This window comes from Halomonas sp. IOP_6 (genome assembly GCF_021151565.1).
In the GTDB taxonomy this organism is placed as follows: Bacteria; Pseudomonadota; Gammaproteobacteria; order Pseudomonadales; family Halomonadaceae; genus Vreelandella; species Vreelandella alkaliphila.
The window spans coordinates 143,590-167,579 of the sequence record NZ_JAIRBO010000007.1 but is presented as its reverse complement, the minus strand read 5'-3'; the positions used below and the strand labels follow the sequence as shown (position 1 = coordinate 167,579).

The window sequence follows — 23,990 nt, the reverse complement described above, 5'->3', positions numbered from 1 at the left end:
TTTTACCGCGCCGGTTTGATGTGAAAACTAAAGGTCTTTGACCAACCTAAGCGCGTCGTAGATGGCCGCGTGAGTATTACGGGACTCGACGGCATCACCGATACGGAACAGTTGGAAGCTGCCATCCGGATTGCGCGTTATGCTCTGGGGGGCGCCCACGATTAGGTCATCGTAATTCACCTCGCCGCGGTTGCTGGAGTGCGGCTTTAGCTCAAAATAGAGTTCGGCCATCGGTGTAATGCCGTAGTTGACCACCACTTGGTCGATTTGCCGTGCATGCTCCCTATCCTGCTGGCCGTGAACAACATAATCGCTGGTGATCTCGGCGAGCAGTTGGTTGCCGTCGCGCTGCACGGACTTCAGTCGATAAGTCGGCGTGAATATGACGTTAGCGCGCTGTAGGGAGCGCATGTAGGGCACCAGATTCATGGCCATGATCTCTGCGGAGAAGGTGCGGTCCGGCGTCATAATCTCAAGCTCTGCTCCCGTGGCGGCAATGATCTCTGCCGCCTGCAGAGCGGCATGGTCGCCGGCATCGTCGAACAGCAATATCCGCTTGCCCGGCGGCACGTGTCCGGAAAGAATGTCCCAGGTGTTGATCACTAAGTCGTGGCCGACGGTGGGTTGGTCTTCCATGGGGTAGCCGCCGGTGGCCACGATCACCACATCAGGCTTTTCGGCGAGCACGTCCTCGGCCTCGGCCCAGACGTTGTAACGGATCTCGACGCCAAGCGCCTCGCAGCGTGCCAAGCGCCAATCGATGATGCCTAGCATCTCGCGACGTCGCTCACTCTGTGCCGTGAGCCGTATCTGTCCTCCAGCATCGCTGGCGGCTTCTAATACCACCACCGAATGGCCACGCTCGCCGGCAACACGAGCAGCTTCTAATCCTGCTGGACCTGCGCCGATAATGACGACTCGCCGTTGCTGTGCCGCCTTGGAAATGGTGTGGGGCATGCTGGTTTCACGCCCGGTGGCCGCGTTATGGATGCAGTAGGCGGCACCGCCTTGATAGATGCGATCAAGGCAGTAGTTGGCGCCAACGCAGGGGCGGATCTCTTCCTCTCGCCCCTCTACGATCTTGCGCACGATGTGCGGGTCGGCCATGTGGGCACGGGTCATGCCGATGATGTCGACCTTGCCGGAAGCGATGGCGTAACGGGCAGTGGCGACATCCTGAATCTTGGCGCCATGAAAGGTGGGGAAATCGGTCTCACGGCGTATTTCTCCGGCAAAATCCAGGTGCGGGGCGCTGGGCATGCCTTGGATGGGAATCACGTCGGTGAGCCCTGCGTCGGTGTCGATGTGGCCGCGAACCACGTTGAGGAAGTCTATCAGGCCGCTACTCTTTAAGCGTCGTGAGATCTCCAGCCCATCACTGGATGTCAGTCCACCCGATAGCATTTCGTCGCCGGTATAGCGAACGCCGACGATGAACGCCTCGCCAACTCGCTGGCGAATGGCGCGCAGCACGTCAAAGGTGAAACGCAGTCGGTTATCGAGATCCCCACCATAAGGTTCCTCTAAGGTATTGGTCAGTGGCGACCAAAATTGATCCATCAAGTGGCCGTAGGCCTGCAGCTCGATGCCATCGAGTCCGGCAGCGTGCATGCGTTCGGCAGCATCGGCGTAGTCACGGATCAAACGTTCGATATCCCAGTCCTCGACCTGTTTGGGAAAGGCGCGGTGGGACGCCTCGCGGCGATGAGAAGGCGACACCGCTGGCAACCAGTCACCTTTGTCCCAACGTGTACGTCGGCCCAAGTGAGTCAGTTGGATCATTACCGCGGTACCGTGCTCGTGGCAGGCATCGGTCAGCTCACGCATCCAAGGTACGACTTCATCCTTATAGGCGAGAATATTGTTGAACACCGGCGGGCTGTCTTTTGCTACCGCCGCGGATCCTGCCGTCATGGTCAGGCCAAGACCTGCCTTGGCCCGTTCGACGTGGTAGGCACGGTAGAGTGCTTTGGGCATCCCATCCTCAGGATAAGCGGGCTCATGAGCTGTCATCATAAGCCTGTTTTTTAGGGTCAGGTGTTTGAGTTGGAAGGGCTGCAACAGCGGATCGTTAGCCATGGATAGCACTCTATTTTGTTGTGTATTTAACAAAGTTAGGTGCCGATGTTCATGTATGTCAATTTAATGTTCATTAGTGTACGTTGGCGGGGCGGTAACTGACATAAACCCGTCGCTTATCGTATCGGCCGACTACTCTTCTATGTACCCATGGCGGGCATGGAAGCGTTGCAGTTCCCTTGCGTCAGGAGACTGGCCGGTGAATATTTCGACATAGGCGGGGATGCGCTGCATACGCACTTTGATCGGCTCCTGCGTCTTCATCGAGATATAGCCGATCTGGGTTAGGTAGATCGTGCGGCCACGAACGTTGGCCGCCAGTGAATCATAACCGTAGCGCTGGAACATGCGTGTCAGGGCTTCGATACGTGTGGCATCGGCAGTCTCGATTTCACTCACCACCGGCGCCGACTGTAGTGCCCAACTGCGCATGGCGAATTCTAGCGGGGAGTCGAATAAGTTAGGATCTAACCAGCAGTCGAAGACATTAAGCATCGCCTCGACGATATTCTCGGCATAAGCTTCAGTCTGATGCACCAGTCCCTGGGTGTTCTTTTCACGCCAGCGTGCGATCAGTGCTTCCAGCAGTGACTCACGATCCTTAAAGAACCAGTAGAAACTGGTCCGAGAAAGCTTTAGGCGCTTGGCCAGGGGCAGAATGCGTACACTATCGATGCCTGATTCCAGTAGCGTCTCAAACGCCGCATCAAGCCAGACGTCTTGGGAGCCCTTGGTGGCGGACGTATTGGGGGAGGGCATGGGGCTAACCTTTAGGAATGTTGCGATACAGTGTACACATGTGTCTTTTATGTGTACACGTGGTTAGCGCTCTCGGCTGAGTTCTGGTGAAGGTGACGATCAATGTCTCTATGCGCGCCGCTAAACAAGTCTGGCCCGCATAAGCGGGCCAGATGGATGGGGAAATTACTCTGCAAACGTCAGCCTTGCGCTAGCTGTAACGTGGGAGCCTCGTGGCCTAGATTCTCAAGCATGCGGGCGGCGTACCAATTGACAAAGTCGATAACACCGAACTCATAGGTTTCAGAATAAGGCCCAGGCTGATAAGCCTTTGAGTTGATGCCGCGCTGGTTCTCTTCGGCGAGCTGGCGATCCTGGTCGTTGGTGGCATCCCATACTCGGCGAAGCTGTTCGGGGTCGTAGTCGACGCCTTCCACGGCATCCTTGTGAACCAGCCACTTGGTAGTTACCACGGTTTGCTGCGGACCAATTGGCAACACGCGAAATACCACTGCGTGATCGCCCATGAAATGGTTCCATGAGTTGGGCAGGTGAAGGATACGCAGTGAGCCCATGTCGGGGCTTGATAAACGCCCCATCAGTTTCTTGCTGCCGGGCTTGCCATCCATTGTCATGGAGACAATGCCATCCAGCAGTGGCGTACGCGTCAGGCGGTTGCGTTTACCAAACCGCTTTAACTGGTAGGGCACCTGTTCGGCATCCCAGTCTGCTTGTTTACGTGCCACCAGCGCTTTATAAGCGGGTGTTGCGCGGGGGTCGTCGGTATCATCAAACTCCTGCAACGAATTAAGCAGTTCAGGGTGCGCGCCGTTACAGTGGTAGCACTCGCGGTTGTTTTCGATCACGAGTTTCCAGTTGGCTTGCTCGACGATGCTGGATTCCGTGGCAACCTTGACGCTGTCCATCTGGTACGGCTCGAGATAGTGCTCAAGCGTTGTCAGAAAATCGTCAATTGCAGGTGGTTCATCGCTCAGGTTGATAAAGATGAAGCCGCCAGCTGTTTGGACGTTGACCGGCTTGAGGCCAAACTGGTTGAGGTCGAAGTCAGTGCCCATGTCGCTACCGGCAAACAGCAAGCGGCCATCAAGCTCGTAAGTCCACTGATGATACGGGCAGACGAGTTTTGCCACCTTGCCCTTATCTTTTACGCACAGACGCGAACCGCGATGGCGGCACACATTGTGAAACGCATGAATAACGCCTTCACTACCGCGCACAATAACGATGGGGTTGTCGCCAATATCCAAGGTGATGAAGTTACCCTTGGAGGGGATCTCGCATGTCATGCCTGCGAACAACCACTCTTTTTCGAAAATCTCTTGCATATCAAGAGCAAACAGGCGGGCATCGTTATAAAACGGTTGCGGAAGAGAAAAGGTACGCGCCCTTTCCTGCAGCATATGGGTCGTTGACTCACGAGCCGCAGCGAGTGGGTCGTCCATCATATTAGAAACACTTTTTTCCATACCAGTATCCTCGTAAACCTCCGCTTTCCCCTCAAGGGCTGCGTGGCGGCCGTTAGTCAAGATTGTTTATCTTGTTGTTCTGTTGCGTAACCTGGCGTTTTATTCGAATGGGGCCTGATGCCAGTGTCTGATTGTGTTGCAGGCACATCCTTGCCAATTATCTGCCCGCGACATCAGGTGGCGTAGCGGCGACTAAAGAAGAGCTTTCTAAGCAATAAAGAGTGGCACGAGGTAAGTGCGCGTCGTTGTCAGGTAAGTCGGCTAAGAGGAGCGTCCCCAAAATGCACATCAACGGTGCTGGGCTGTATAGCGAATACGGTTCGGTAATGCATAGCGATGAAGGCTGGTCAGGCAGAGGCGATAATGACAACTAATTTCTTTAACCCGGTCACGACCCAAACCTGGACTAACGGCCGCCACCAGGTACGTTGCGTTAAGGTGATCCAAGAAACCCAAGATGTACGCACGTTCTGTTTTATGGCGGAGCAACCCGTACTGTTCTTCTTCAAGCCTGGCCAGTTTGTGACCCTTGAGCTTGAGATCGATAATCAGCCGATCATGCGCTCCTATACAATCTCAAGCTCACCCTCTATTCCTTACAGCTTTTCGATCACTGTTAAGCAGGTGCCGGGAGGCAAGGTTTCCAATTGGCTGCATGCCAATTTAAAAATAGGCGACGAGCTGGTGGTGCATGGGCCGGTCGGTAACTTTAACTCGATCGACTTTCCCGCCGAGAAAGTGTTGTTCCTCTCAGGCGGTGTTGGCATTACCCCTTTAATGTCCATGACACGTTGGCTTTTTGATACTAATGCCGCTGTGGATGTTGAATTTATACATAGTGCTCGAGCTCCCCGCGATGTCATTTATCATCGTGAATTGGTGCATATGTTTTCGCGTATCCCTGAATTCAAACTGCATATTATCTGTGAGAGTAAAGAGGATATTGGAGAGGCGTGGGCTGGCTACCGGGGTTATCTCACCGAGCCGTTATTCGAATTAATGGTGCCGGACTTTATGGAGAGGGAGATCTTTTGTTGCGGCCCAACTCCCTATATGAACGCCATCAAGCGTATTTTGCAGCACCATAACTTTGATATGAGCCATTATCACGAAGAGTCGTTTGGCGCCACGCCTATCGACGTTCGTGATGATGTGCGTGAGCTGGCCGAGCAAGCAGAAGTCGATGCTGAAAATGTTGATAGCAATGACTTGCACAGCATTGAGTTCGCATCGACCGGCAAAAGTGTGCGCATTCAGCCAGGCGAAACAGTGCATGCAGCAGCGGCGAAGTTGGGTCTGCATATCCCCAAAGCATGTGGTATGGGGATATGCGGTACTTGCCGCGTAGAGCTCAAGTCGGGGGAGGTGGATATGGAGCATAACGGGGGCATTACGGATGAGGATGTCGCAGAAGGCTACATTCTATCTTGCTGCAGTCGTCCTAAAGGGGACCTCGTCGTCGATTTTTAACGCAGTCATTTTTTAATACTTCAGTAAAGCGCCCTTTATGGCTTTTGCCGTTTAGGGCGCTTTTTTATGGGTAATCAATGACGGTCTATCTGCGCAGCCTGGCTAATTGATGTCGATGTCGCAAATGCATCGAGTGGTGACGTCAACAAGTATCTTGGGCCAGGAAACCAACGATAGTATCGCGGTAAGAAAACGTTGATAGGAACCTTGGTTGATAGAAACCTTGGTTTGTCAGCGTTAAAGAGAACGTCCAGCACTTAATAAAAAAGTCACTCATCAGGAGGCGATAATGCTTCAAAGTAATTTTTCCCCAAAAGCACGTTTGGCCAGTTACGACAGTTTGCTTGCAGAAGCAATTGCTGAAGAAACGGTACGCCAAGAAGCGCATATTGAGCTGATCGCCTCCGAAAATTACACCAGTCAACTTGTCATGGAAGCGCAAGGCACTCAGCTGACCAACAAGTATGCGGAAGGCTATCCAGGCCGTCGCTACTACGGCGGCTGTGAGTTCGTCGACAAGGTTGAAGCCTTAGCCATTGAGCGTGCTTGCAACTTATTTAGTGCCAATTATGCCAATGTGCAGCCGCATTCCGGTGCCCAGGCAAATGCCGCTGTGTTTATGGCGCTGGTCAAACCTGGCGATACGATTCTAGGTATGAGCCTTGCCCACGGCGGCCATTTAACCCACGGCGCCGCTCCTAACTTCTCGGGCAAACATTACAACGCTGTTCAGTACGGCCTCAAGCCGGAAACCGGTGAGATCGATTACGAAGAAGTTGAGCGTTTGGCCCGTGAGCATCAGCCGAAAATGATCATTGCCGGTTTCTCTGCCTACTCTCGCGTGGTGGATTGGCGTCGTTTCCGCACTATCGCTGATGAAGTGGGTGCTTACTTAATGGTCGACATGGCCCACGTTGCAGGTTTAGTGGCAGCTAACCTTTATCCGAGCCCGCTGCCTCATGCCCACGTCGTCACCACGACTACCCACAAAACGCTGCGTGGCCCCCGCGGTGGCCTGATTCTGTCTGCGGATGGCGACGAGGCGCTCTACAAAAAGCTTAATGGTGCGGTCTTCCCAGGCCAGCAAGGTGGCCCATTGATGCATGTTATCGCGGCGAAAGCGGTGGCGTTCAAGGAAGCCATGAGCCAGGAGTTTGTGCGTTACCAGCAGCAGGTGATTGACAACGCCCAAGCCATGGCCAACGTATTCATGAAGCGCGGCTATGATGTTGTGTCGGGTGGTACCGAAGATCATCTTTTCTTAGTCTCGCTTATCCAGCAGGGCGTCACGGGTAAGGATGCGGATGCCGCATTGGGCCGCGCGCATATCACCGTTAATAAGAACACGGTGCCCAACGACCCGCAGAGCCCCTTCGTGACATCGGGTCTACGTATTGGTACCCCCGCGGTTACCACGCGTGGCTTCAATGCCCAAGAGTGTGGCGAACTAGCTGGCTGGATTTGCGACATCCTAGACGTATTAGCTGCTGGGAGTGATACCGCTGCCATCGAGGCCGAGGTGCTGGCTAAAGTGAGTGACGTGTGTGCCCGGCACCCTGTCTATGCTGAAGCTGTCGCTGAAGCCGTCGAATCTATTGCTTGAATCGGCTTGCCGGCAAGGCCCGGCGCGGCTGAACTAAGGAGACCATTATGCAACGCTATTCCGGCTTCGGCCTGGTCAAGCACGCGCTGAGCCACCATGAAAACTGGGAGCGCCAATGGCGCAATCCCACGCCTAAGAAGCAGTACGATGTGATCATCGTCGGTGGTGGTGGCCACGGTTTGGCCACGGCTTACTACTTGGCCAAAGAGTTCGGTGTCAAGAATGTCGCGGTGATCGAGAAGGGCTGGTTGGGCGGTGGTAATACCGCCCGTAATACGACCATCGTGCGCTCGAACTACTTATGGGACGAATCGGCAGCCCTTTACGAACATGCCATGAAGCTGTGGGAAGGGCTTTCTCAAGACCTTAACTACAACGTCATGTTCTCCCAGCGAGGGGTGCTCAACCTGGGGCATACCTTGCAGGATATGCGCGATATCCAGCGCCGGGTTAACGCGAATCGCCTAAATGGCATTGATGGCGAAGTGTTGGACACCAAGGGTGTGCAGGCGCTGGTGCCAATCATGGACTGCTCCAAGAATGCTCGCTACCCAGTGATGGGCGCTTCCTGGCAGCCGCGTGCTGGGGTAGCGCGTCATGATGCTGTGGCCTGGGGCTATGCGCGCGGTGCTGATGCTCACGGGGTGGATATTCTCCAGCAGACCGAAGTTACCGGCTTCAAAATCCGTGACGGTAGGATCTACGGTGTGCACACCAACCGTGGCGATATCGAGGCCAAGACAGTGGGCTGTGTGACCGCCGGTAATTCTGGCGTGTTGGCCAATATGGGCGGCTTTCAGTTGCCTTTGGAATCCCACCCGCTACAAGCCCTGGTCTCCGAGCCGATCAAACCGATTCTCGATACCGTGGTGATGTCTAATCACGTGCATGGCTATATCAGTCAGTCTGATAAAGGCGACTTAGTCATCGGCGCTGGCATTGACGGCTATAACGGCTATGGTCAGCGCGGTAGCTATCCTACCGTGGAACACACCCTTCAGGCGATCGTCGAGATGTTCCCGATCTTCTCTCGGGTGCGTATGAATCGTCAGTGGGGCGGTATTGTCGATACCTGTCCGGATGCCTGTCCGATTATCTCTAAAACACCGGTGAAGGGGTTGTTCTTCAACTGTGGTTGGGGCACGGGTGGCTTCAAAGCTACTCCAGGATCGGGTCACGTGTTCGCTGCCAGCTTGGCTAAGGGTGAGATGCACCCCATTGCTGAGCCGTTCTCCATGTTCCGCTTCCATAGCGGTGCGCTGATTGATGAGCACGGCGCCGCCGGCGTGGCCCACTAGGGTAAATACGAGAGGAGTATCCGCCATGTTTTATATCTATTGCCCCTACTGCGGCGAGCACCGTGAGGAAGAGGAGTTTCACCCCAAGGGCCAGGCGCATATTGAGCGACCCAAAGAGCCCGAGGCGTGTAGCGATGAAGAGTGGGGGAACTACCTTTTCTTCCGCAACAATCCCAGAGGGGTGCATCACGAAATGTGGGTGCATGCGGTGGGTTGCCGCAAGTTCTTCAACGTGACGCGCCACACGGTGAGCTACGAGATTCTTGAGACCTACAAAATGGGCGAGCAGCCGACGATTACCGCCGACAGCCAAAAGCAGCCTCGCGAGGCGGCAGCGGTAAGCCATCAAGAAGGAGTGCGGGCATGAGTCAGTCTAAGCAACAAGTGTTCCGCCTAAAGACAGGTGGCCGAATCGATCGCTCTCGCACGTTGAGCTTTACCTTTAACGGTCAGCGTTACCAAGGGCACCCTGGAGATACCCTGGCCTCGGCGCTGCTGGCTAACGGTGTGGATATCGTTAACCGCAGCTTTAAGTACTCGCGCCCCCGAGGCATCGTTGCCGCAGGCGCCGAAGAACCCAATGCCATTGTTCAATTAGGCAGTACTGAAGCGGCACAGGTACCCAATGTTCGCGCTACCCAACAAGCACTGTTTGATGGATTAGCCGCCTGTAGCACCAACGGTTGGCCTAATGTACAGCGCGACTTGATGGGCTTGATAGGCAAGTTAGGTGGGCAATTTATGCCGCCGGGCTTCTACTACAAGACGTTTATGGCACCGGCGTCGATGTGGCTGACCTACGAAAAGTACATTCGTAAGGCGGCAGGCCTGGGCCGCAGCCCTATGGAAGCCGATCCAGACAGCTATGACCACCTTCATCAACACTGCGATGTGCTGGTCGTTGGCGCTGGCGCTGCTGGCTTGTCTGCAGCATTGGCTGCTGCCCGTGGCGGTGCGCGGGTGATCGTTGCCGATGAGCAAGAAGAGATGGGCGGATCACTGTTGGGTAGCCGCGAAACTCTGGATGGCAAGTCGGCAGACCAGTGGGTTGCTTGGGTGCTTGAAGAGCTAGCCGGATGTGAGAACGTCACACTGCTGGCACGCACCACGGCTAACGGTTATCACGATCACAATTTTGTGACACTGCACGAACGGCGTACTGAGCATCTGGGCGAAACGGCGCCTGTCGTCAATGGCCGCCGCCCGGTACGCTCCCGCATGCATCGAGTTCGCGCTGGCCAGGTGATCCTAGCCACAGGCGCTCACGAGCGGCCATTGGTGTATGCGGGAAATGATGTTCCAGGCAATCTATTGGCAAGCGCTGTTTCTACCTACATTCGACGCTATGGTGTCGTGCCAGGTCGCCAACTGGTGCTCTCCACCAGCAACGATGATGGCTATCGCGCCGCCTTAGACTGGAAGGAAGCAGGCTGCGAGGTGGTAGCAGTTGTTGATGCCCGCGAAGCACCTGCAGGGGATTGGGTCGATGCCGCCCGCGCCCAAGGTATCAAGATCATCACCGGCAGTGCCGTTATCGAGGCGAAAGGCAGCAACCGAGTCACTGCCGCTCGGGTGGCCAAGATCGATATTGGCGCTTACCGAGTCAGCGGCCCAGTCCAGGAGTTGGCCTGCGACACTATTGCTAGCTCAGGTGGTTATAGTCCGGTCATCCACTTGGCTTCCCATACCGGCGCGCGGCCTACTTGGCGTGACGATATCCTCGGCTTTGTGCCAGGGCTAGTGAAAGGCGTTCATGCCTGCGGTGGCGCTAATGGCACCTATGCGTTGGGAGACGTACTTGCCGAGGGTGTTGAGGCTGGTGTTAAAGCAGCCGCAGCCACAGGCCACGCGGCTCAGCCGGTTAATCTGCCTAGCGTTGAGCGTCTCCAGCAGGGGCCAGCGGTGGCGCTTTTCCAGATTCCCCATGAGAAATCCACGCTACGCGGGCCGAAGCAATTTGTCGACCTGCAGAACGACGTCACCGCGGCGGGCATCGAACTGGCTACCCGGGAAGGCTTTGAGTCTATCGAGCATATTAAGCGCTATACCGCGATGGGGTTCGGTACCGACCAAGGCAAGCTGGGCAATATTAACGGTATGGCCATTGCAGCTCGCTGCCTGAATCGCTCCATCCCCGAGGTGGGCACCACGGTATTTCGGCCAAATTATACGCCGGTGACCTTTGGCGCCATCGTGGGTCGCCACTGCCGTGATCTGTTCGATCCCGAGCGCTATACCGCTCTTCATCAGTGGCACGTTGAGCGCGGCGCCGAGTTTGAGGATGTCGGCCAGTGGAAGCGTCCCTGGTACTACCCACAGAAGGTGAATGGCAAGACCGAGACTATGCACGAAGCTGTAGCTCGCGAATGTTTAGCGGTGCGCGAGAAAGTGGGTATTCTCGATGCTTCTACGCTTGGCAAGATCGACATTCAAGGGCCGGATGCGCGTGAATTCCTGGCGCGTGTCTATACCAACAAGTGGGAGAAGCTGGCAGTTGGTAAGTGCCGTTATGGCTTGATGTGTAAAGATGATGGCATGGTCACGGATGACGGTGTGACCAGCTGTCTTGCTGAAAATCACTTTTTGATGACCACCACCACCGGTGGTGCAGCAGCGATATTGGAATGGTTGGAGTTATGGCATCAGACCGAGTGGCCAGAACTGGATGTCTACTTCTCTTCAGTGACTGACCACTGGGCCACCATGACGATCACTGGCCCCGAAGCGCGCAAGCTGCTGGCTGAGATGACGGATATCGATCTCGACCGCGATAGCTTTAAGTTTATGGAGTGGCGTGCGGGGAAAGTGGCCGGGGTGCCTGCGCGTGTCTATCGCATCTCTTTTACCGGTGAGTTGACCTTTGAGATTAACGTTCAAGCCAACTACGCCATGCACGTGTGGCAGACCCTGTTCAAGCATGGCGAAAAGTATGGCTTAACGCCCTACGGCACAGAGACCATGCACGTCCTGCGTGCTGAAAAAGGCTTTATTATCGTTGGCCAGGAAACCGACGGCTCGGTAACGCCGGAAGACCTGGGCATGCAGTGGTGCGTAGGTTACGACAAGCCTTTCTCATGGATTGGTAAGCGAGCCCTGACGCGAACGGATACCAAGCGCGAAAACCGCAAGCAGCTGGTGGGTCTCAAACCGAAGGATCCAACGGTGGTGCTGGAAGAGGGCGCCCAGATTGTGTTTGATCCCAAGCATGCGATCCCAATGCCCATGGTGGGGCATGTGACCTCAAGCTACTACAGCCCAATTCTGGACTCTGGATTTGCTTTAGCGGTGGTGAAAGGCGGCCTCAAGAAAATGGGCGAAACCGTCTATCTGCCCATGGCAGACGGCCAAGTTCACGAAGCCGAAATCGTCAGCACCATTTTTTATGATCCCAAGGGAGAGCGCCAAAATGTCTAATGCGGCCACTTTCGATACCCGTACTGATACCGCTATCCCAGTAGAGTCTCCGTTAGCCTTTAGCTACCGTCATAGCGGTGCTCCTCGTACTGGTAGTTCAAGTCGGGTTCAGCTACGCGAGCGGGCAATGCTAGGGCATCTGATCTTACGAGGCGGTGCTATCGTTCTCGATGAGGCGGTGCGCGACGTGCTGGGGATTAGCTTACCTGGTAAGCCCCAGGCGCTGGTGCAGGATGCCAGCGGCGAGCGGTCCATTCAGTGGCTTTCTCCTGACGAGTGGCTGGTGATTGTGCCTGGCGGTGAGGAGTTTCCGCTAGAGACGCAGTTGCGGGAGCGTTTAGGGGATTCCCATTACGCCATCAGCGATGTCAGCGGTGGGCAGACGGTGTTAGAGATTACCGGAGAGGCGGCCCGCGAGCTGTTGATGAAAGCGGTGATCTACGACGTTCATCCCCGCCATTTTCCCGTGGGCAAAGGCGTTACTACCGTTTTCGCCAAGGCCACGACCATCCTTCGTCGGCCCAGTGAGGAGCGTTGGGAGTTAGTCGTGCGGCGCAGTTTTGCCGACTACTGCTACCGCTGGCTACTGGATGCAGCAGCAGAGTATGGCGTGAACGTAGAACAATAAGCAGGCAGGCCGAAACGCTGTTTCAGCCGCTATCTTCTGCCGCTAACAGAGATACATGCACTATGAGCCGAATGAGTGATACCTGGATACTTGCCGCCCAATGCCCAAGCCGTTTGGGAACGGTGGACGTCGTCACGCGCTTTTTAAAAGAGCAGCAGTGCTATATCACTGAACTTAACTCTTTCGATGACCGACTGGGCGGGCGCTTTTTTATTCGTGCCGAGTTTCGTCCAGAGCGAGATGAGTTCCATGAAGAGCGCTTTCACGCCGATTTTGTAGCGCGGGCAAGCGAATTCGACATGCAGTTTGAGCTGACGGCGCCGGGCAAACGCACAGGCACCGTGATTATGGTCTCCAAGGCCGATCACTGCTTGAATGATCTGCTCTACCGTTATCGGACGGGCCAGCTTCCGCTGGATATCAAAGCGGTGATTTCCAACCATCCTGATCTGGAGCCGTTGGCAGCATGGCACGATTTGCCCTATCACTACCTGCCGATCACGCCCGAGACGAAATTGCAGCAGGAAGCGCAGATACGCGAAATCATCGCGGATACTGACGCTGAGCTGGTGGTGCTGGCAAGGTATATGCAGGTACTTTCCCCCTCAATGTGTGAACTATTAGCCGGCCGAGCTATTAATATTCATCACTCTCTACTGCCCGGTTTTAAAGGCGCTAAGCCTTACCATCAGGCATACGAAAAAGGAGTTAAGTTGGTGGGGGCAACGGCGCATTATATTAATAATGACCTTGATGAAGGGCCAATTATTGCTCAAGGAGTCGAGCCCGTCGACCATACCCATTATCCCGAGGATCTGGTGGCCAAGGGGCGGGATATTGAGTGTCTCACCCTGGCCAGAGCGATTAGCTATCATTTAGAACGTCGTGTGTTCTTTTACTCGGGGCGCACGGTGGTTTTTGGTAACTAATGCTTTTTACCTAATTCTACTGTTAGTAAACGCAAACAGTTCGAACACGCTTTTATAGTTGGGTTGCTGTCGCTGCTAAGCTTTTGCCAGAGCGATATGTAACCCCTTGTTATGTGTGAGAAATCGTGTTTAAAAGTATATATTTTATAAATATAAAAATATCTTCAATAAAAGATAGATTGGTTTTATTTGTTATCACATAAATAACTTATTGAAATTTTCAGGCATCGCCTGATTTTCCCCTGTTTATACGTCAAGAGGTGCTCCAATGCCTATCAGTGTTTTCGACCTTTTTAAGATTGGAGTAGGCCCCTCCAGTTCCCATACCGTCGGGCCCATGCAGGCCGCTTTTAAGTATGTTACATCACTACGCGACGCCGACCTTCTTGATGAAGTGGCCCATCTAGACGTTCATCTTTATGGCTCACTGTCAGCGACGGGCGTAGGGCACGCAACGGATCACGCGATTATTATGGGGCTGATGGGTGAGCGCCCCGACACGATTGACCCTTTGATTATTAGGCCATCTATTGCGTCGCTTAAAGAGAGTCAGTTATTAGAACTTGGACGCCAAAAAACAATCGCTTTTGATTGGGATCGCGATATTTATTTTCATGAAGAGAGTTTGCCTCATCATCCTAATGCCATGCGGCTTGCTGCCTTCACACATCAAGGTGAATTGCTGCATGAAAATATCTACTACTCGGTGGGGGGCGGTTTTGTTGTTGAACAAGCCCAGGTAGATATGCCGTTAGAGGATTTTGATGGGGCAACTATTCCCTACAACTTCGATACAGCTGAAGAGCTGCTAGCATTATGTAAAAAAGAGCAGCTGAGTATTAGCCGCTTAATGCTAGAGAATGAGAAAGTATGGCGGACGGAAGACGAGGTCAGAAATGAGTTGTGGCGAATCTGGCAAGTCATGTGTGAATGCATTGACAATGGGTTAGCCCATGAAGGGATATTGCCGGGTGGGTTAAACGTAAAACGCAGAGCTAAGCTGCTGCATCAGCGGCTTTTAGCGGCTGAACAGAATGATTGCCTAATCGCATCGACGTTTTCAGCGATGGAGTGGGTCAATATTTTTGCCCTCGCGGTTAATGAAGAGAATGCAGCGGGTGGGCGGATGGTAACGGCGCCCACCAACGGCGCTGCAGGCATTATTCCTGCCGTCTTGCACTACTATATGAAATTTCAGCCCAACGCCTGCGAGAAAAACGTCGTGGATTTTCTGCTAGCGGCAGGTGCGATTGGCATTCTCTGTAAGAAGAACGCGTCGATATCGGGGGCGGAAGTGGGCTGCCAAGGGGAAGTCGGCTCGGCGTGCGCCATGGCGGCAGCTGGCTTAGCGGATGTGATGGGAGGAACGCCCGAGCAAGTAGAGCATGCGGCCGAAATCGGCCTGGAACACAATTTAGGGTTAACCTGCGACCCGGTGGGAGGGCTGGTTCAGGTGCCGTGTATCGAGCGCAACGCTATTGCCACCATAAAAGCCATTAATGCAGCGCAAATGGCGTTGCATGGTGATGGCACTCACTTTATATCGTTGGATAAGGTCATTCGCACTATGCGCGATACGGGGAGAGACATGCTTGATAAATATAAGGAAACATCCAAAGGTGGACTGGCCGTCAATGCTATTGAATGTTAATCGCTAATGTATCCGGCAGGGTGGTTAAATCATCAGTCGTTTGGGTGCGCTTCATTGTCGGAATGCCTAACACCGATTACACCCAAGAAGATCTACTTGAAGGCGTTGGTGTTGCGGCGCCAGGACCAATGGCAGAAATGATGCGCGATCCCGCCATTCCTGTATTCAGCTTCTAAAACGTTAGTGCCATGCTGGCAAGTATGAAGCCGCTACTTTTTAGTAGCGGCTTTTCTGTGTGTTGGAGTGTTGCACTATGAGCTTTTCCAACAATACTTGAGAAATTATTGATACTTATACCACTAGTAGGGTGTACTTACGGTTACCCACTTTTTGAGTGGTTGCTCCATGGAAACGTGACTGGTTCTAACGCTGGCAGCACTGTTCTGCACTACGTGATCTATTCCATGGAGTTTTGCTCACCTAAAGATTGCCAACCACTCGGTATGCCATAAAGCTATGAAATACACAGATTCCTCTATTACACGTAAGTTGAAATTTCATCAGCTAATGGTCTTTGAGCAGGTGGTTTTAAGCGGCTCAATGCTACGAGCTTCCCAGATGCTCAATTTGACACAGCCAGCCGTTAGCAAAGTGATACATGACTTAGAAGTATATTTTGACAGCCCGCTACTCGTCAGGGGGAACCGTGGGGTCGTTCCCACTGAGTTAGGTGAGCTTGTTTTGAAACGTGCAAAGCTGCTGATGGCAGAGCTGCGCAGCTTGACAGACGAAGTGAATGCTTTTCAGGAGGGGACCAGTGGTCATGTCGTCGTCGGCACGTTGATTTCGGCGTCAGTTTCCTTGCTTCCAAAAGCAATCCGATTGCTTAAGCAAAGAGCACCCAACGTCATGGTGTCTTTACGTGTCGGTCAGATGGATCAACTGTTTCCTGCAGTGGAAGTGGGCGACGTTGACTTGGTGGTTGGACGTGTTCCTGATGACTGGCGTTGGCGAGATGAGGCTAATAGTCTTACGGTGGAAACCCTCTACAGTGAAGAGTTATGCATTGTCGCCGGTGCGAAACATCCCCTGCACGAAAGCCAATCGTTAACCCTTGAGAAGTTACATCCCTTTCCATGGGTCCTGCCTACTCGAGAGTCATTATTAAGACGTACTGCCGATAAACTTTTTGCCGAAGAGGGTTTGACCGTTCCCTCCAATGTTGTCGAGTCTTTATCCATTCTGACGAATTTAACCTTGATGCAAGATCAAGAAACCGTTGCTTTGATGCCTTACGAGGCGGCTTCGCCTTTCGCAGAGGCGGGGCTACTCAAGGTTTTTAAGCTCGGAAAGTCGCTGGCTTTTGGCGATATCGGTTGCTTTTCCGCTTCTGGTCGAGAGCTAGGCCCTGCCGCAAAACTGTTTCGTGAATGCCTCAAGGAGGCGTGACTTCAGTGCATTTTTGCGCTCAGAGTTCTACGGCTATGAGTTTACAACGCTTATATAACCAGGTGCCCTTTTTGGATTGGCGGCTTGATGGGGAGGGGCCGGGCGCTGACAGGGTCAGGTATTCTTTTTTTAAATACCTGATTGGTTTTTATTGATTATGCAATGATACCTGCCCTGCCTACACTCTTCCGAAATGAATTAAAACAACGTTTCGGAGACAACCGTGTCGACCATAGCCCCCCAGCTTCTCAATTATGTCGGCGGTGAATTTCTTGCCACCGAACAGACTTTCCCCAATATCTCACCCATCGATGGCCGTTTGCTGAGTCAGGTCTGCGAAGCCGACGAAGCTTTGGTGGGGCGCGCCGTTAGTGCCGCCAAAGCCGCCCAATCTGGCCCTTGGGCCCGCACCAGTGCCAGTGAACGAGCCGATGTGCTGATGCGTATCGCCGCGGGTATCGAGCGCCGTTTTGAAGAATTTGTGGCCGCAGAGGTGGCCGACACCGGTCGCCCGGTGGAACAGGCTCGCCGTCTGGATATCGCGCGTGGTGTGCACAACTTCCGCACTTTTGCCGAGCTTATCCGCCAGTCTGGCGGCGATTACTTCGAGATGCGTGCTCCCTATGGCAGTGATGTGTTCAGCTACTCGGTGCGTAAACCCCATGGTGTGGTTGCGATTATCTCCCCCTGGAACCTACCGATGCTGTTGCTTACCTGGAAGGTGGCACCCGCCTTGGCTTGCGGTAACTCGGTAGTGGTTAAGCCCTCTGAAGAATCTCCCTCCACAGCTACTCTGTTGGCCGAAGTGATTCATGACGCAGGGCTGCCCGAAGGCGTATTCAACCTGATCCATGGCTTTGGCCCAGGCTCCGCCGGTGAGTTTTTGACCAAACACCCCGACGTAGACGCTATCACCTTTACCGGTGAGTCTCGCACCGGCAGTGAAATCATGAAGGTGGCCGCCGAGGGTGTTCGTGACGTTTCCTTCGAATTGGGCGGCAAGAATGCCGCCGTGGTCTTTGCTGACTGTGATTTTGAGGCGGCGGTGGCTGGCGTGGCCCGCTCCAGTTTCACCAATGCCGGTCAGGTGTGCCTCTGCTCCGAACGAGTCTATGTAGAGCGTCCTATTTTTGAGCGTTTCGTGGCCGCTCTCAAAGAGAAAGCCGAAGGGCTCAAAATCGGCTATCCGGATGAGCCCGGTGTTGATATGGGGTCAATGATCTCTCGCCAGCATCGCGAGAAGGTACTCAGCTACTTTGAATTAGCTCGGGAAGAGGGCGCCACTGTGGTGACTGGCGGCGAAGTGCCAACGTTTGGCGATGCTCGCGATCAGGGGGCTTATGTACGGCCAACTATCTGGACCGGCCTAGCCGACGATGCTCGCTGTGTCCAGGAGGAGGTCTTTGGGCCTGTCTGCCATATCGCCCCCTTCGACCGTGAGGATGAGGTGATCGAGCGGGTTAACAATACCGTTTATGGCCTGGCAACAGCGCTTTGGACCCAGGATCTGGGCCGTGCCCACCGAGTTTCTCGTCAGTTTCATGTGGGCATGGTATGGGTCAATACCTGGTTCCTGCGCGACTTGCGCACGCCCTTCGGAGGAGCGCGGCTTTCTGGCCTTGGACGCGAGGGCGGCCGCCACTCCCTCGATTTTTATTCCGAACTGACCACCATCTGCGTTAACCCGTGAGCGAGGAGATTGCTATGCATACTGCCCTGATCGAGGCCGCAGAGCGCCTCAGCCAAGCCCAGGCGACAGGACAGCCCTGTAAGCCGGTGCGTGAGCTGATTGCCCGTGCCCAGGTGGAGGAGAACGCCGCTGACCCGGTGGTCTTAGCCTACGCCGTCCAACAGCACAACACTCGCCTAGCCCGGGAGCAGGGGCGCCGCCAAGTGGGCTTTAAGGTAGGGCTTACTTCTCGCTCCGTACAGCAGCAGTTAGGGGTTAATCAGCCTGATTTCGGAGTGCTTTTCGCCGATATGGCGGTGGGTGACGGTCAGCCTATCGCAGTGGATGCCGTGCTTCAGCCCAAAGTGGAAGCGGAGATCGCTCTGGTGCTGGCGCATGACCTGGATCACGAGCGCCATACCTTAGCGGATCTGATTCGGGCTACCGCCTTCGCTTTACCTGCCATTGAGGTGGTGGGGAGTCGCATCGCTAAATGGGATATCCGCCTTGAGGACACCATCGCCGACAACGCCTCATCGGGCTGCTTTGTACTCGGCAGCCGTCCAGTGAAGCTGGAGGTTCTCGACTTAGTGCGTTGCGGTATGAAGATGACCTTGCGCGGTGAGCCAGTGTCAGTGGGTGCGGGTGCTGCCTGTCTCGACAATCCCTTGAATGCCGCCGTATGGCTGGCCGATACCATGGCCCGCTTTGGGGAGCCGTTGCGCGCTGGTGACATTCTGCTTACCGGTGCTCTTGGCCCCATGGTGCCCGCAGCAGCAGGCGATATCTTTCACGCCGAAATACAAGGCCTGGGTGGTGTGACCGCTGCTTTCGCCAAGCCACAATGAGAGAAAAGATCATGAGCAAAAAAGTCAAAGTGGCCATCATTGGCTCCGGCAATATCGGCACCGACCTGATGATTAAAATTCTGCGGCACGGCCAGTACCTTGAAATGGGAGCCATGGTGGGAATTGATTCGGCCTCAGACGGTTTAGCGCGCGCCCAGCGCTTCGGCGTCCCTACGACTGCCGAGGGAATTGATGGTCTGCTGGCCATGGAGAATGTTGACGACATCAAAATCGTCTTTGACGCCACTTCTGCTGGCGCCCATAAGCGTCACAACGAGATGCTACAAGATCGTGGCATCAACGTCATCGACCTGACCCCGGCAGCCATTGGTCCCTATGTGATTCCGTCGATCAATATGGATGAGCATCTGGACGCCCCGAATATCAATATGGTTACGTGTGGCGGCCAGGCCACCATCCCCATGGTAGCAGCAGTTGCCCAGGTTGCCAGGGTGCACTACGGCGAGATTGTCGCCTCTATTTCCAGCAAGTCTGCTGGCCCGGGTACCCGCGCCAATATTGATGAATTTACCGAGACCACCTCCCAGGCCATCGAATCCTGTGGCGGTGCTGCCAAGGGTAAGGCAATCATCGTACTCAATCCTGCCGAGCCTCCATTGATCATGCGCGATAGCGTTTTCGTACTCTCTGAGGAGGCAGACCGAAACGCCATTGAAGCCTCTATCAATGCAATGGTGGCTGCGGTGCAAGCCTATGTGCCGGGCTATCGCCTTAAACAGCAGGTGCAGTTCGAGTCAGTGCCCGTGGAGTGTCCGGTTAACTTACCCGGCCTTGGCCTGACTCACGGTCTCAAAACCTCGATCTTTCTGGAGGTCGAAGGGGCTGCCCACTATTTACCCGCCTATGCCGGCAACCTGGACATTATGACCTCCGCTGCGAAGAGCTGTGCTGAGCGCCTCGCTGAAACCCGCTTGCTGGCCGCCATTGCCTGAGGAGCTTCATGATGAACAAGAAACTTTATATCTCTGATGTGACCTTGCGTGATGGCAGTCATGCAGTGCGTCATCAGTACAGCATTGAGGATGTCCAGCAAATTGCCCGCGCGCTCGACGCAGCTAAAGTGGACTCTATTGAAGTCGCCCATGGTGACGGTTTGCAAGGATCCAGCTTCAACTACGGCTTTGGAGCCCACAGTGACCTGGAGTGGATTGCCGCAGTGGCCGAGGTGGTCGAGCATGCCATGATCACCACCCTGTTGTTGCCTGGAATTGGCACCGTACATGACCTGGACGCCGCCTATGCTGCTGGTGCCCGGGGGGCTCGGATTGCTACCCACTGCACCGAAGCGGATGTCTCCCGCCAGCACATCGAGCATGCTCGCAAGCTGGGTATGGATACCGTGGGCTTTTTAATGATGAGCCACATGCAGACGCCCGAGGGGCTGGCCGAGCAGGGGAGGCTGATGGAGTCCTTCGGTGCCCAGACCATTTACGTGGTGGATTCTGGCGGCGCCCTGACTATGGATGGCGTGCATGATCGCGTAAGCGCCATGAAAGCAGTGCTCAATCCAGCGACTCAACTAGGCATCCATGCCCATCATAACCTGAGTCTCGGCGTGGCTAACTCTATGGCTGCAGTGGAAGCAGGCTGTGACCGGGTCGACGCCAGCCTTGCAGGCATGGGGGCCGGCGCTGGCAATGCTCCCTTGGAAGTCTTCATTGCCGCTGCCGAACGCATGGGCTGGAATCACGGCACTGACCTCTACACCTTGATAGACGCCGCCGACGATATAGTGCGACCGCTGCAGGACCGTCCAGTGCGGGTAGATCGCGAGACCCTGGCGTTAGGTTATGCGGGCGTTTATTCCAGTTTTCTGCGCCACGCAGAGGCTGCCGCCGAGCGTTATGGTTTGAAAACGATTGATATTTTAGTGGAGCTGGGCCGCCGCAAGATGGTGGGTGGCCAGGAAGATATGATCGTCGACGTGGCGCTGGATCTTCTGGCTAAACAGGGAGAGCCCGCATGAGCATCAATATTTCCACCATCGCCACGGCACTGGATCAGGCTGCTCGACATGCCGAACCACTGGCTCAGTTCAGCACCCATACGCCTTTTTCTTTGGCGCAGGCCTATGAGATCCAGCGCGTCTCCATGCAGCGCCGCTACGCAGACGGCGAGCGCAGCATTGGTATCAAGTTGGGCTTCACTAGCCGCGCCAAAATGCAGCAAATGGGTGTGGACAGCCTGATCTGGGGCTGGCTTACCGATGCCATGCTGGAAGAGGACGGTGGCGAAGTGGCGCTGTCGCGTTATATCCACCCTCGTGCCGAGCCGGAAGTGTGCTTCCTGGTTGGTCGCGCTATCGACCGCCCACTGACCCTATTGGAGGCTGCCGAGCATATTGAGGCAGTCGCGCCGGCCATCGAGATTATCGACTCCCGCTATGAGGCGTTCAAATTTAGTCTTGAAGACGTGGTGGCAGACAACTGCTCCTCCTCTGGCTTGGTGGTGGGGCCCTGGTCCCGGAACCTCTCGGGCCTGGACAACGCCGGAGTGCTGATGCGCCTGGATGGTCAACTGGCGCAGGTCGGCTCCACCGCCGCGATTCTCGGTAATCCGCTGCGCAGCGTGGCTGAGGCCTCCAAGTTGGTTAGCGAGGCGGGACTCAGCCTGCCCGCTGGCAGCCTGATCATGGCCGGAGCCGCCACTGCCGCTGAAGCGTTGCGCCCAGGCGTCCACGTCAGTGTAGAAATTGCCGGTTTCGGTGAATCCGCGTTCACCTGCCGCTAATTCAATAGCAAGGAGCATGTCATGCATACCAGCCGTGCCACCCTGGTTGAGGGTAAGGCCAAACCCCGGGGCGCCTTTCCTCATATCAAACGCGCCGGAGACTTTTTGTTCGTCTCTGGTACCAGCTCGCGTCGCCCAGATAACAGTTTCGAAGGCGTCGACGTCGATGAGATGGGGACCACTCAGCTTGATATTCGCGCTCAGACGCGGGCAGTGATTGAGAATATTCGCGACATCCTTGCTAGCGAAGGAGCGCGCCTGGCTAACGTGGTGGAGATCAGCACCTTCCTGGTCGATATGAACGATTTTGGCGGCTACAACGCCGTTTATGCCGAATATTTTGACGAGCAGGGCCCGACCCGGACGACGGTGGCCGTGCATCAGCTCCCCCATCCCCATTTGCGTATCGAGATCAAAGCGATCGCTTACGCCCCAACTCAGTGAGGTGACTTCCATGGATAAGCATCACTACAGCGCACCGCTCAATTTTAATCGCTGGATTGAAGAGCATGCCCATCTGCTCAAGCCGCCGGTAGGCAATCAGCAGGTCTGGAAAGACAGCGATTATATGATCACCGTGGTGGGTGGCCCCAACCAGCGAACCGACTTCCACGATGACCCGGTAGAAGAGTTCTTCTACCAGTTCAAGGGCAATGCCTACCTGAACATTTGGAACGATGGTCGCTATGAGCGAATTGATCTCAAGGAAGGAGATATCTACCTGATGGCCCCTCATGTGATTCATTCTCCCCAGCGTCCAGAGCCCGGCAGTCTCTGCATGGTTATCGAAAAGACTCGGCCCCAGGGGCTGCATGACGCGCTGCAATGGTCCTGCGCGCGCTGTGGCAACCTCATCAAGCGCTACGAAATGCAGCTGGAGAGCATCGTCACGGACTTGCCGCCGGTTTACGAGCGCTTCTATGCCACGAGTGAGGAGGAGCGTCGTTGCAGCAACTGTGGCGAAATTCATCCCGGACGTGACTGGGAAACCTGGCATCGCATGCTCAGCGAGGTGCACGGTCAATGAAAATTGATATTCACTCTCATTTCATGCCGCGGATCAGTCAGGCCGAAGCGGCACAGCTTGATCCCGAGCGAGCGCCTTGGCTGAAAACCGAGGGGCGTAGTGGCCAGATCATGGTCGGTGATAAGCCTTTCCGGCCGGTCAACGATCTCCTCTGGGATGCTGAGCAGCGTCTGGCCTATCTGGACGAACAGGGCCTCGACGTGCAGGTCATGTGTGCCACGCCGGTGATGTTCGGCTACGACCAACCGGTGAGTCGAGCGATGCCCTGGGCTCGGCTAATGAATGATAAAGCCCTTGAGATGACAGCCACGGCACCGGATCGCCTCAAGGTTCTCGCCCAGGTTCCGTTGCAGGACATTGATGCTGCCTGCCGGGAAGCGAGCCGCGCCAAGAAGGATGGCCACTTAGGTGTGCAGATTGGCAACCATGTCGGCCCTAAAGATCTGGACGAGGAGGGCTTGGTTACCTTTCTGCAGCACTGTGCCGCGGAGGGCATACCGCTGCTTGTGCACCCTTGGGACATGATGACCGATGGGCGCATGAAAAAGTGGATGCTGCCCTGGCTGGTGGCAATGCCAGCGGAGACCCAGCTGGGGATTCTGTCACTGATCCTGTCCGGCGCCTTTGAGCGTATCCCTACGTCGCTAAAACTCTGCTTTGCCCATGGGGGTGGTGGCTTTGCTTATTTGCTGGGGCGGGCCGACAACGCTTGGCGCCATCGCGACATCGTGCGCGAAGACTGTCCTAGCCTGCCCTCCAGCTATGTAAAACGCTTCTATGTGGACTCGGCGGTTTTCGATGATGGCGCGCTGAGTTTGCTAGTCGACGTGATGGGCAGTGATCGGGTGATGCTCGGTTCGGATGCTCCTTTCCCCCTGGGAGAGCAGTCTATTGGCGCAGGCGTTAGTGAACACCCAACACTGGCGGCAGAGGATAAGTCGCGAATCCTGGCCGGTAATGCCCGCGACTTTTTTGGAATTTAGCGCCCGTACAGAAAGCGCATACGCCT

The 23,990-nt window shown here is 55.0% G+C and carries 21 protein-coding genes; 18 read left to right on the top strand and 3 right to left on the bottom strand.

Annotated elements, in window-relative coordinates; all coding sequences use genetic code 11:
• Positions 1–27: 27 nt before the first annotated feature.
• The 3 genes from K7H08_RS14215 to K7H08_RS14205 form a co-directional block, all read right to left on the bottom strand.
• Positions 28–2,079, bottom strand: coding sequence for an NADH:flavin oxidoreductase (locus K7H08_RS14215; protein ID WP_231658307.1), 2,052 nt, complete (start codon positions 2,077–2,079; stop codon positions 28–30).
• A gap of 132 nt (positions 2,080–2,211) precedes the next feature.
• Positions 2,212–2,838: a TetR/AcrR family transcriptional regulator gene (locus tag K7H08_RS14210; RefSeq protein WP_231658306.1), complete on the bottom strand. Its 627-nt coding sequence runs from the start codon at positions 2,836–2,838 to the stop codon at positions 2,212–2,214.
• Between the two features lie 179 nt (positions 2,839–3,017).
• Positions 3,018–4,304 (bottom strand): aromatic ring-hydroxylating oxygenase subunit alpha, encoded by a 1,287-nt coding sequence (locus tag K7H08_RS14205; RefSeq protein ID WP_231658305.1) that lies wholly within the window; start codon positions 4,302–4,304, stop codon positions 3,018–3,020.
• 363 nt (positions 4,305–4,667) lie between these two features.
• Here K7H08_RS14205 and K7H08_RS14200 point away from each other — a divergent pair, with 363 nt between their 5' ends.
• The 18 genes from K7H08_RS14200 (at position 4,668) to K7H08_RS14115 (ending at position 23,964) form a co-directional block, all read left to right on the top strand.
• Positions 4,668–5,774, top strand: a complete 1,107-nt coding sequence (locus K7H08_RS14200; RefSeq protein ID WP_089040919.1) for a hybrid-cluster NAD(P)-dependent oxidoreductase — start codon at positions 4,668–4,670, stop codon at positions 5,772–5,774.
• A gap of 289 nt (positions 5,775–6,063) precedes the next feature.
• Positions 6,064–7,377: a serine hydroxymethyltransferase gene (gene glyA / locus K7H08_RS14195; RefSeq protein ID WP_231658304.1), complete on the top strand. Its 1,314-nt coding sequence runs from the start codon at positions 6,064–6,066 to the stop codon at positions 7,375–7,377.
• Positions 7,378–7,424: 47 nt separating this feature from the next.
• Positions 7,425–8,675 carry a sarcosine oxidase subunit beta family protein gene (locus tag K7H08_RS14190; RefSeq protein WP_083000851.1) on the top strand — a complete coding sequence of 417 codons (1,251 nt, stop codon included), beginning with the start codon at positions 7,425–7,427 and terminating at the stop codon, positions 8,673–8,675.
• A gap of 25 nt (positions 8,676–8,700) precedes the next feature.
• On the top strand, positions 8,701–9,042 hold the full coding sequence (locus K7H08_RS14185) for a sarcosine oxidase subunit delta (protein ID WP_038480866.1): 342 nt from the start codon (positions 8,701–8,703) through the stop codon (positions 9,040–9,042).
• Positions 9,039–12,089: a sarcosine oxidase subunit alpha family protein gene (locus tag K7H08_RS14180; protein WP_231658303.1), complete on the top strand. Its 3,051-nt coding sequence runs from the start codon at positions 9,039–9,041 to the stop codon at positions 12,087–12,089. Before K7H08_RS14185 ends, K7H08_RS14180 begins: the two co-directional genes overlap by 4 nt.
• Complete coding sequence (locus K7H08_RS14175) at positions 12,082–12,717, top strand: sarcosine oxidase subunit gamma (RefSeq protein ID WP_089039310.1); 636 nt, start codon at positions 12,082–12,084, stop codon at positions 12,715–12,717. The genes K7H08_RS14180 and K7H08_RS14175 overlap by 8 nt, the downstream gene beginning before the upstream one ends.
• A 62-nt stretch (positions 12,718–12,779) precedes the next feature.
• On the top strand, positions 12,780–13,646 hold the full coding sequence (gene purU / locus K7H08_RS14170; protein WP_095604658.1) for a formyltetrahydrofolate deformylase: 867 nt from the start codon (positions 12,780–12,782) through the stop codon (positions 13,644–13,646).
• Positions 13,647–13,914: 268 nt separating this feature from the next.
• Complete coding sequence (locus tag K7H08_RS14165) at positions 13,915–15,297, top strand: L-serine ammonia-lyase (RefSeq protein ID WP_231658302.1); 1,383 nt, start codon at positions 13,915–13,917, stop codon at positions 15,295–15,297.
• Complete coding sequence (locus K7H08_RS14160; protein WP_231658301.1) at positions 15,291–15,473, top strand: hypothetical protein; 183 nt, start codon at positions 15,291–15,293, stop codon at positions 15,471–15,473. Before K7H08_RS14165 ends, K7H08_RS14160 begins: the two co-directional genes overlap by 7 nt.
• A 280-nt stretch (positions 15,474–15,753) precedes the next feature.
• Positions 15,754–16,686, top strand: a complete 933-nt coding sequence (locus K7H08_RS14155; RefSeq protein ID WP_231658300.1) for a LysR family transcriptional regulator — start codon at positions 15,754–15,756, stop codon at positions 16,684–16,686.
• A 223-nt stretch (positions 16,687–16,909) separates the two neighbouring features.
• The gene (locus K7H08_RS14150; protein ID WP_231658299.1) at positions 16,910–18,376 is read left to right on the top strand and encodes a 2-hydroxymuconic semialdehyde dehydrogenase; all 1,467 of its coding nucleotides are present in this window, start codon (positions 16,910–16,912) and stop codon (positions 18,374–18,376) included.
• A gap of 14 nt (positions 18,377–18,390) precedes the next feature.
• Positions 18,391–19,203: a 2-keto-4-pentenoate hydratase gene (locus K7H08_RS14145; RefSeq protein WP_269438909.1), complete on the top strand. Its 813-nt coding sequence runs from the start codon at positions 18,391–18,393 to the stop codon at positions 19,201–19,203.
• A gap of 11 nt (positions 19,204–19,214) precedes the next feature.
• Positions 19,215–20,156 carry an acetaldehyde dehydrogenase (acetylating) gene (locus K7H08_RS14140; protein WP_231658297.1) on the top strand — a complete coding sequence of 314 codons (942 nt, stop codon included), beginning with the start codon at positions 19,215–19,217 and terminating at the stop codon, positions 20,154–20,156.
• Between the two features lie 11 nt (positions 20,157–20,167).
• Positions 20,168–21,190 (top strand): 4-hydroxy-2-oxovalerate aldolase, encoded by a 1,023-nt coding sequence (gene dmpG, locus K7H08_RS14135; protein ID WP_231658337.1) that lies wholly within the window; start codon positions 20,168–20,170, stop codon positions 21,188–21,190.
• Positions 21,187–21,954 (top strand): 2-keto-4-pentenoate hydratase, encoded by a 768-nt coding sequence (locus K7H08_RS14130; RefSeq protein ID WP_038480896.1) that lies wholly within the window; start codon positions 21,187–21,189, stop codon positions 21,952–21,954. Before dmpG ends, K7H08_RS14130 begins: the two co-directional genes overlap by 4 nt.
• Positions 21,955–21,975: 21 nt before the next feature.
• Positions 21,976–22,398: a RidA family protein gene (locus tag K7H08_RS14125; RefSeq protein ID WP_038480899.1), complete on the top strand. Its 423-nt coding sequence runs from the start codon at positions 21,976–21,978 to the stop codon at positions 22,396–22,398.
• Positions 22,399–22,408: 10 nt separating this feature from the next.
• On the top strand, positions 22,409–22,981 hold the full coding sequence (locus K7H08_RS14120) for a 3-hydroxyanthranilate 3,4-dioxygenase (protein WP_038480902.1): 573 nt from the start codon (positions 22,409–22,411) through the stop codon (positions 22,979–22,981).
• Entirely contained in the window at positions 22,978–23,964 is a 987-nt protein-coding gene (locus K7H08_RS14115; RefSeq protein ID WP_231658296.1) for an amidohydrolase family protein, read from the top strand. The genes K7H08_RS14120 and K7H08_RS14115 overlap by 4 nt, the downstream gene beginning before the upstream one ends.
• Positions 23,965–23,990: the final 26 nt, after the last annotated feature.

Bases quoted from the DNA above. Each gene is read 5' to 3' on its own strand.
- K7H08_RS14215 (WP_231658307.1), bottom strand. From the start codon at position 2,079: ATGGCTAACGATCCGCTGTTGCAGCCCTTCCAACTCAAACACCTGACC.
- K7H08_RS14210 (WP_231658306.1), bottom strand. From the start codon at position 2,838: ATGCCCTCCCCCAATACGTCCGCCACCAAGGGCTCCCAAGACGTCTGG.
- K7H08_RS14205 (WP_231658305.1), bottom strand. From the start codon at position 4,304: ATGGAAAAAAGTGTTTCTAATATGATGGACGACCCACTCGCTGCGGCT.
- K7H08_RS14200 (WP_089040919.1), top strand. From the start codon at position 4,668: ATGACAACTAATTTCTTTAACCCGGTCACGACCCAAACCTGGACTAAC.
- glyA (WP_231658304.1), top strand. From the start codon at position 6,064: ATGCTTCAAAGTAATTTTTCCCCAAAAGCACGTTTGGCCAGTTACGAC.
- K7H08_RS14190 (WP_083000851.1), top strand. From the start codon at position 7,425: ATGCAACGCTATTCCGGCTTCGGCCTGGTCAAGCACGCGCTGAGCCAC.
- K7H08_RS14185 (WP_038480866.1), top strand. From the start codon at position 8,701: ATGTTTTATATCTATTGCCCCTACTGCGGCGAGCACCGTGAGGAAGAG.
- K7H08_RS14180 (WP_231658303.1), top strand. From the start codon at position 9,039: ATGAGTCAGTCTAAGCAACAAGTGTTCCGCCTAAAGACAGGTGGCCGA.
- K7H08_RS14175 (WP_089039310.1), top strand. From the start codon at position 12,082: ATGTCTAATGCGGCCACTTTCGATACCCGTACTGATACCGCTATCCCA.
- purU (WP_095604658.1), top strand. From the start codon at position 12,780: ATGAGCCGAATGAGTGATACCTGGATACTTGCCGCCCAATGCCCAAGC.
- K7H08_RS14165 (WP_231658302.1), top strand. From the start codon at position 13,915: ATGCCTATCAGTGTTTTCGACCTTTTTAAGATTGGAGTAGGCCCCTCC.
- K7H08_RS14160 (WP_231658301.1), top strand. From the start codon at position 15,291: ATGTTAATCGCTAATGTATCCGGCAGGGTGGTTAAATCATCAGTCGTT.
- K7H08_RS14155 (WP_231658300.1), top strand. From the start codon at position 15,754: ATGAAATACACAGATTCCTCTATTACACGTAAGTTGAAATTTCATCAG.
- K7H08_RS14145 (WP_269438909.1), top strand. From the start codon at position 18,391: ATGCATACTGCCCTGATCGAGGCCGCAGAGCGCCTCAGCCAAGCCCAG.
- K7H08_RS14140 (WP_231658297.1), top strand. From the start codon at position 19,215: ATGAGCAAAAAAGTCAAAGTGGCCATCATTGGCTCCGGCAATATCGGC.
- dmpG (WP_231658337.1), top strand. From the start codon at position 20,168: ATGAACAAGAAACTTTATATCTCTGATGTGACCTTGCGTGATGGCAGT.
- K7H08_RS14130 (WP_038480896.1), top strand. From the start codon at position 21,187: ATGAGCATCAATATTTCCACCATCGCCACGGCACTGGATCAGGCTGCT.
- K7H08_RS14125 (WP_038480899.1), top strand. From the start codon at position 21,976: ATGCATACCAGCCGTGCCACCCTGGTTGAGGGTAAGGCCAAACCCCGG.
- K7H08_RS14120 (WP_038480902.1), top strand. From the start codon at position 22,409: ATGGATAAGCATCACTACAGCGCACCGCTCAATTTTAATCGCTGGATT.
- K7H08_RS14115 (WP_231658296.1), top strand. From the start codon at position 22,978: ATGAAAATTGATATTCACTCTCATTTCATGCCGCGGATCAGTCAGGCC.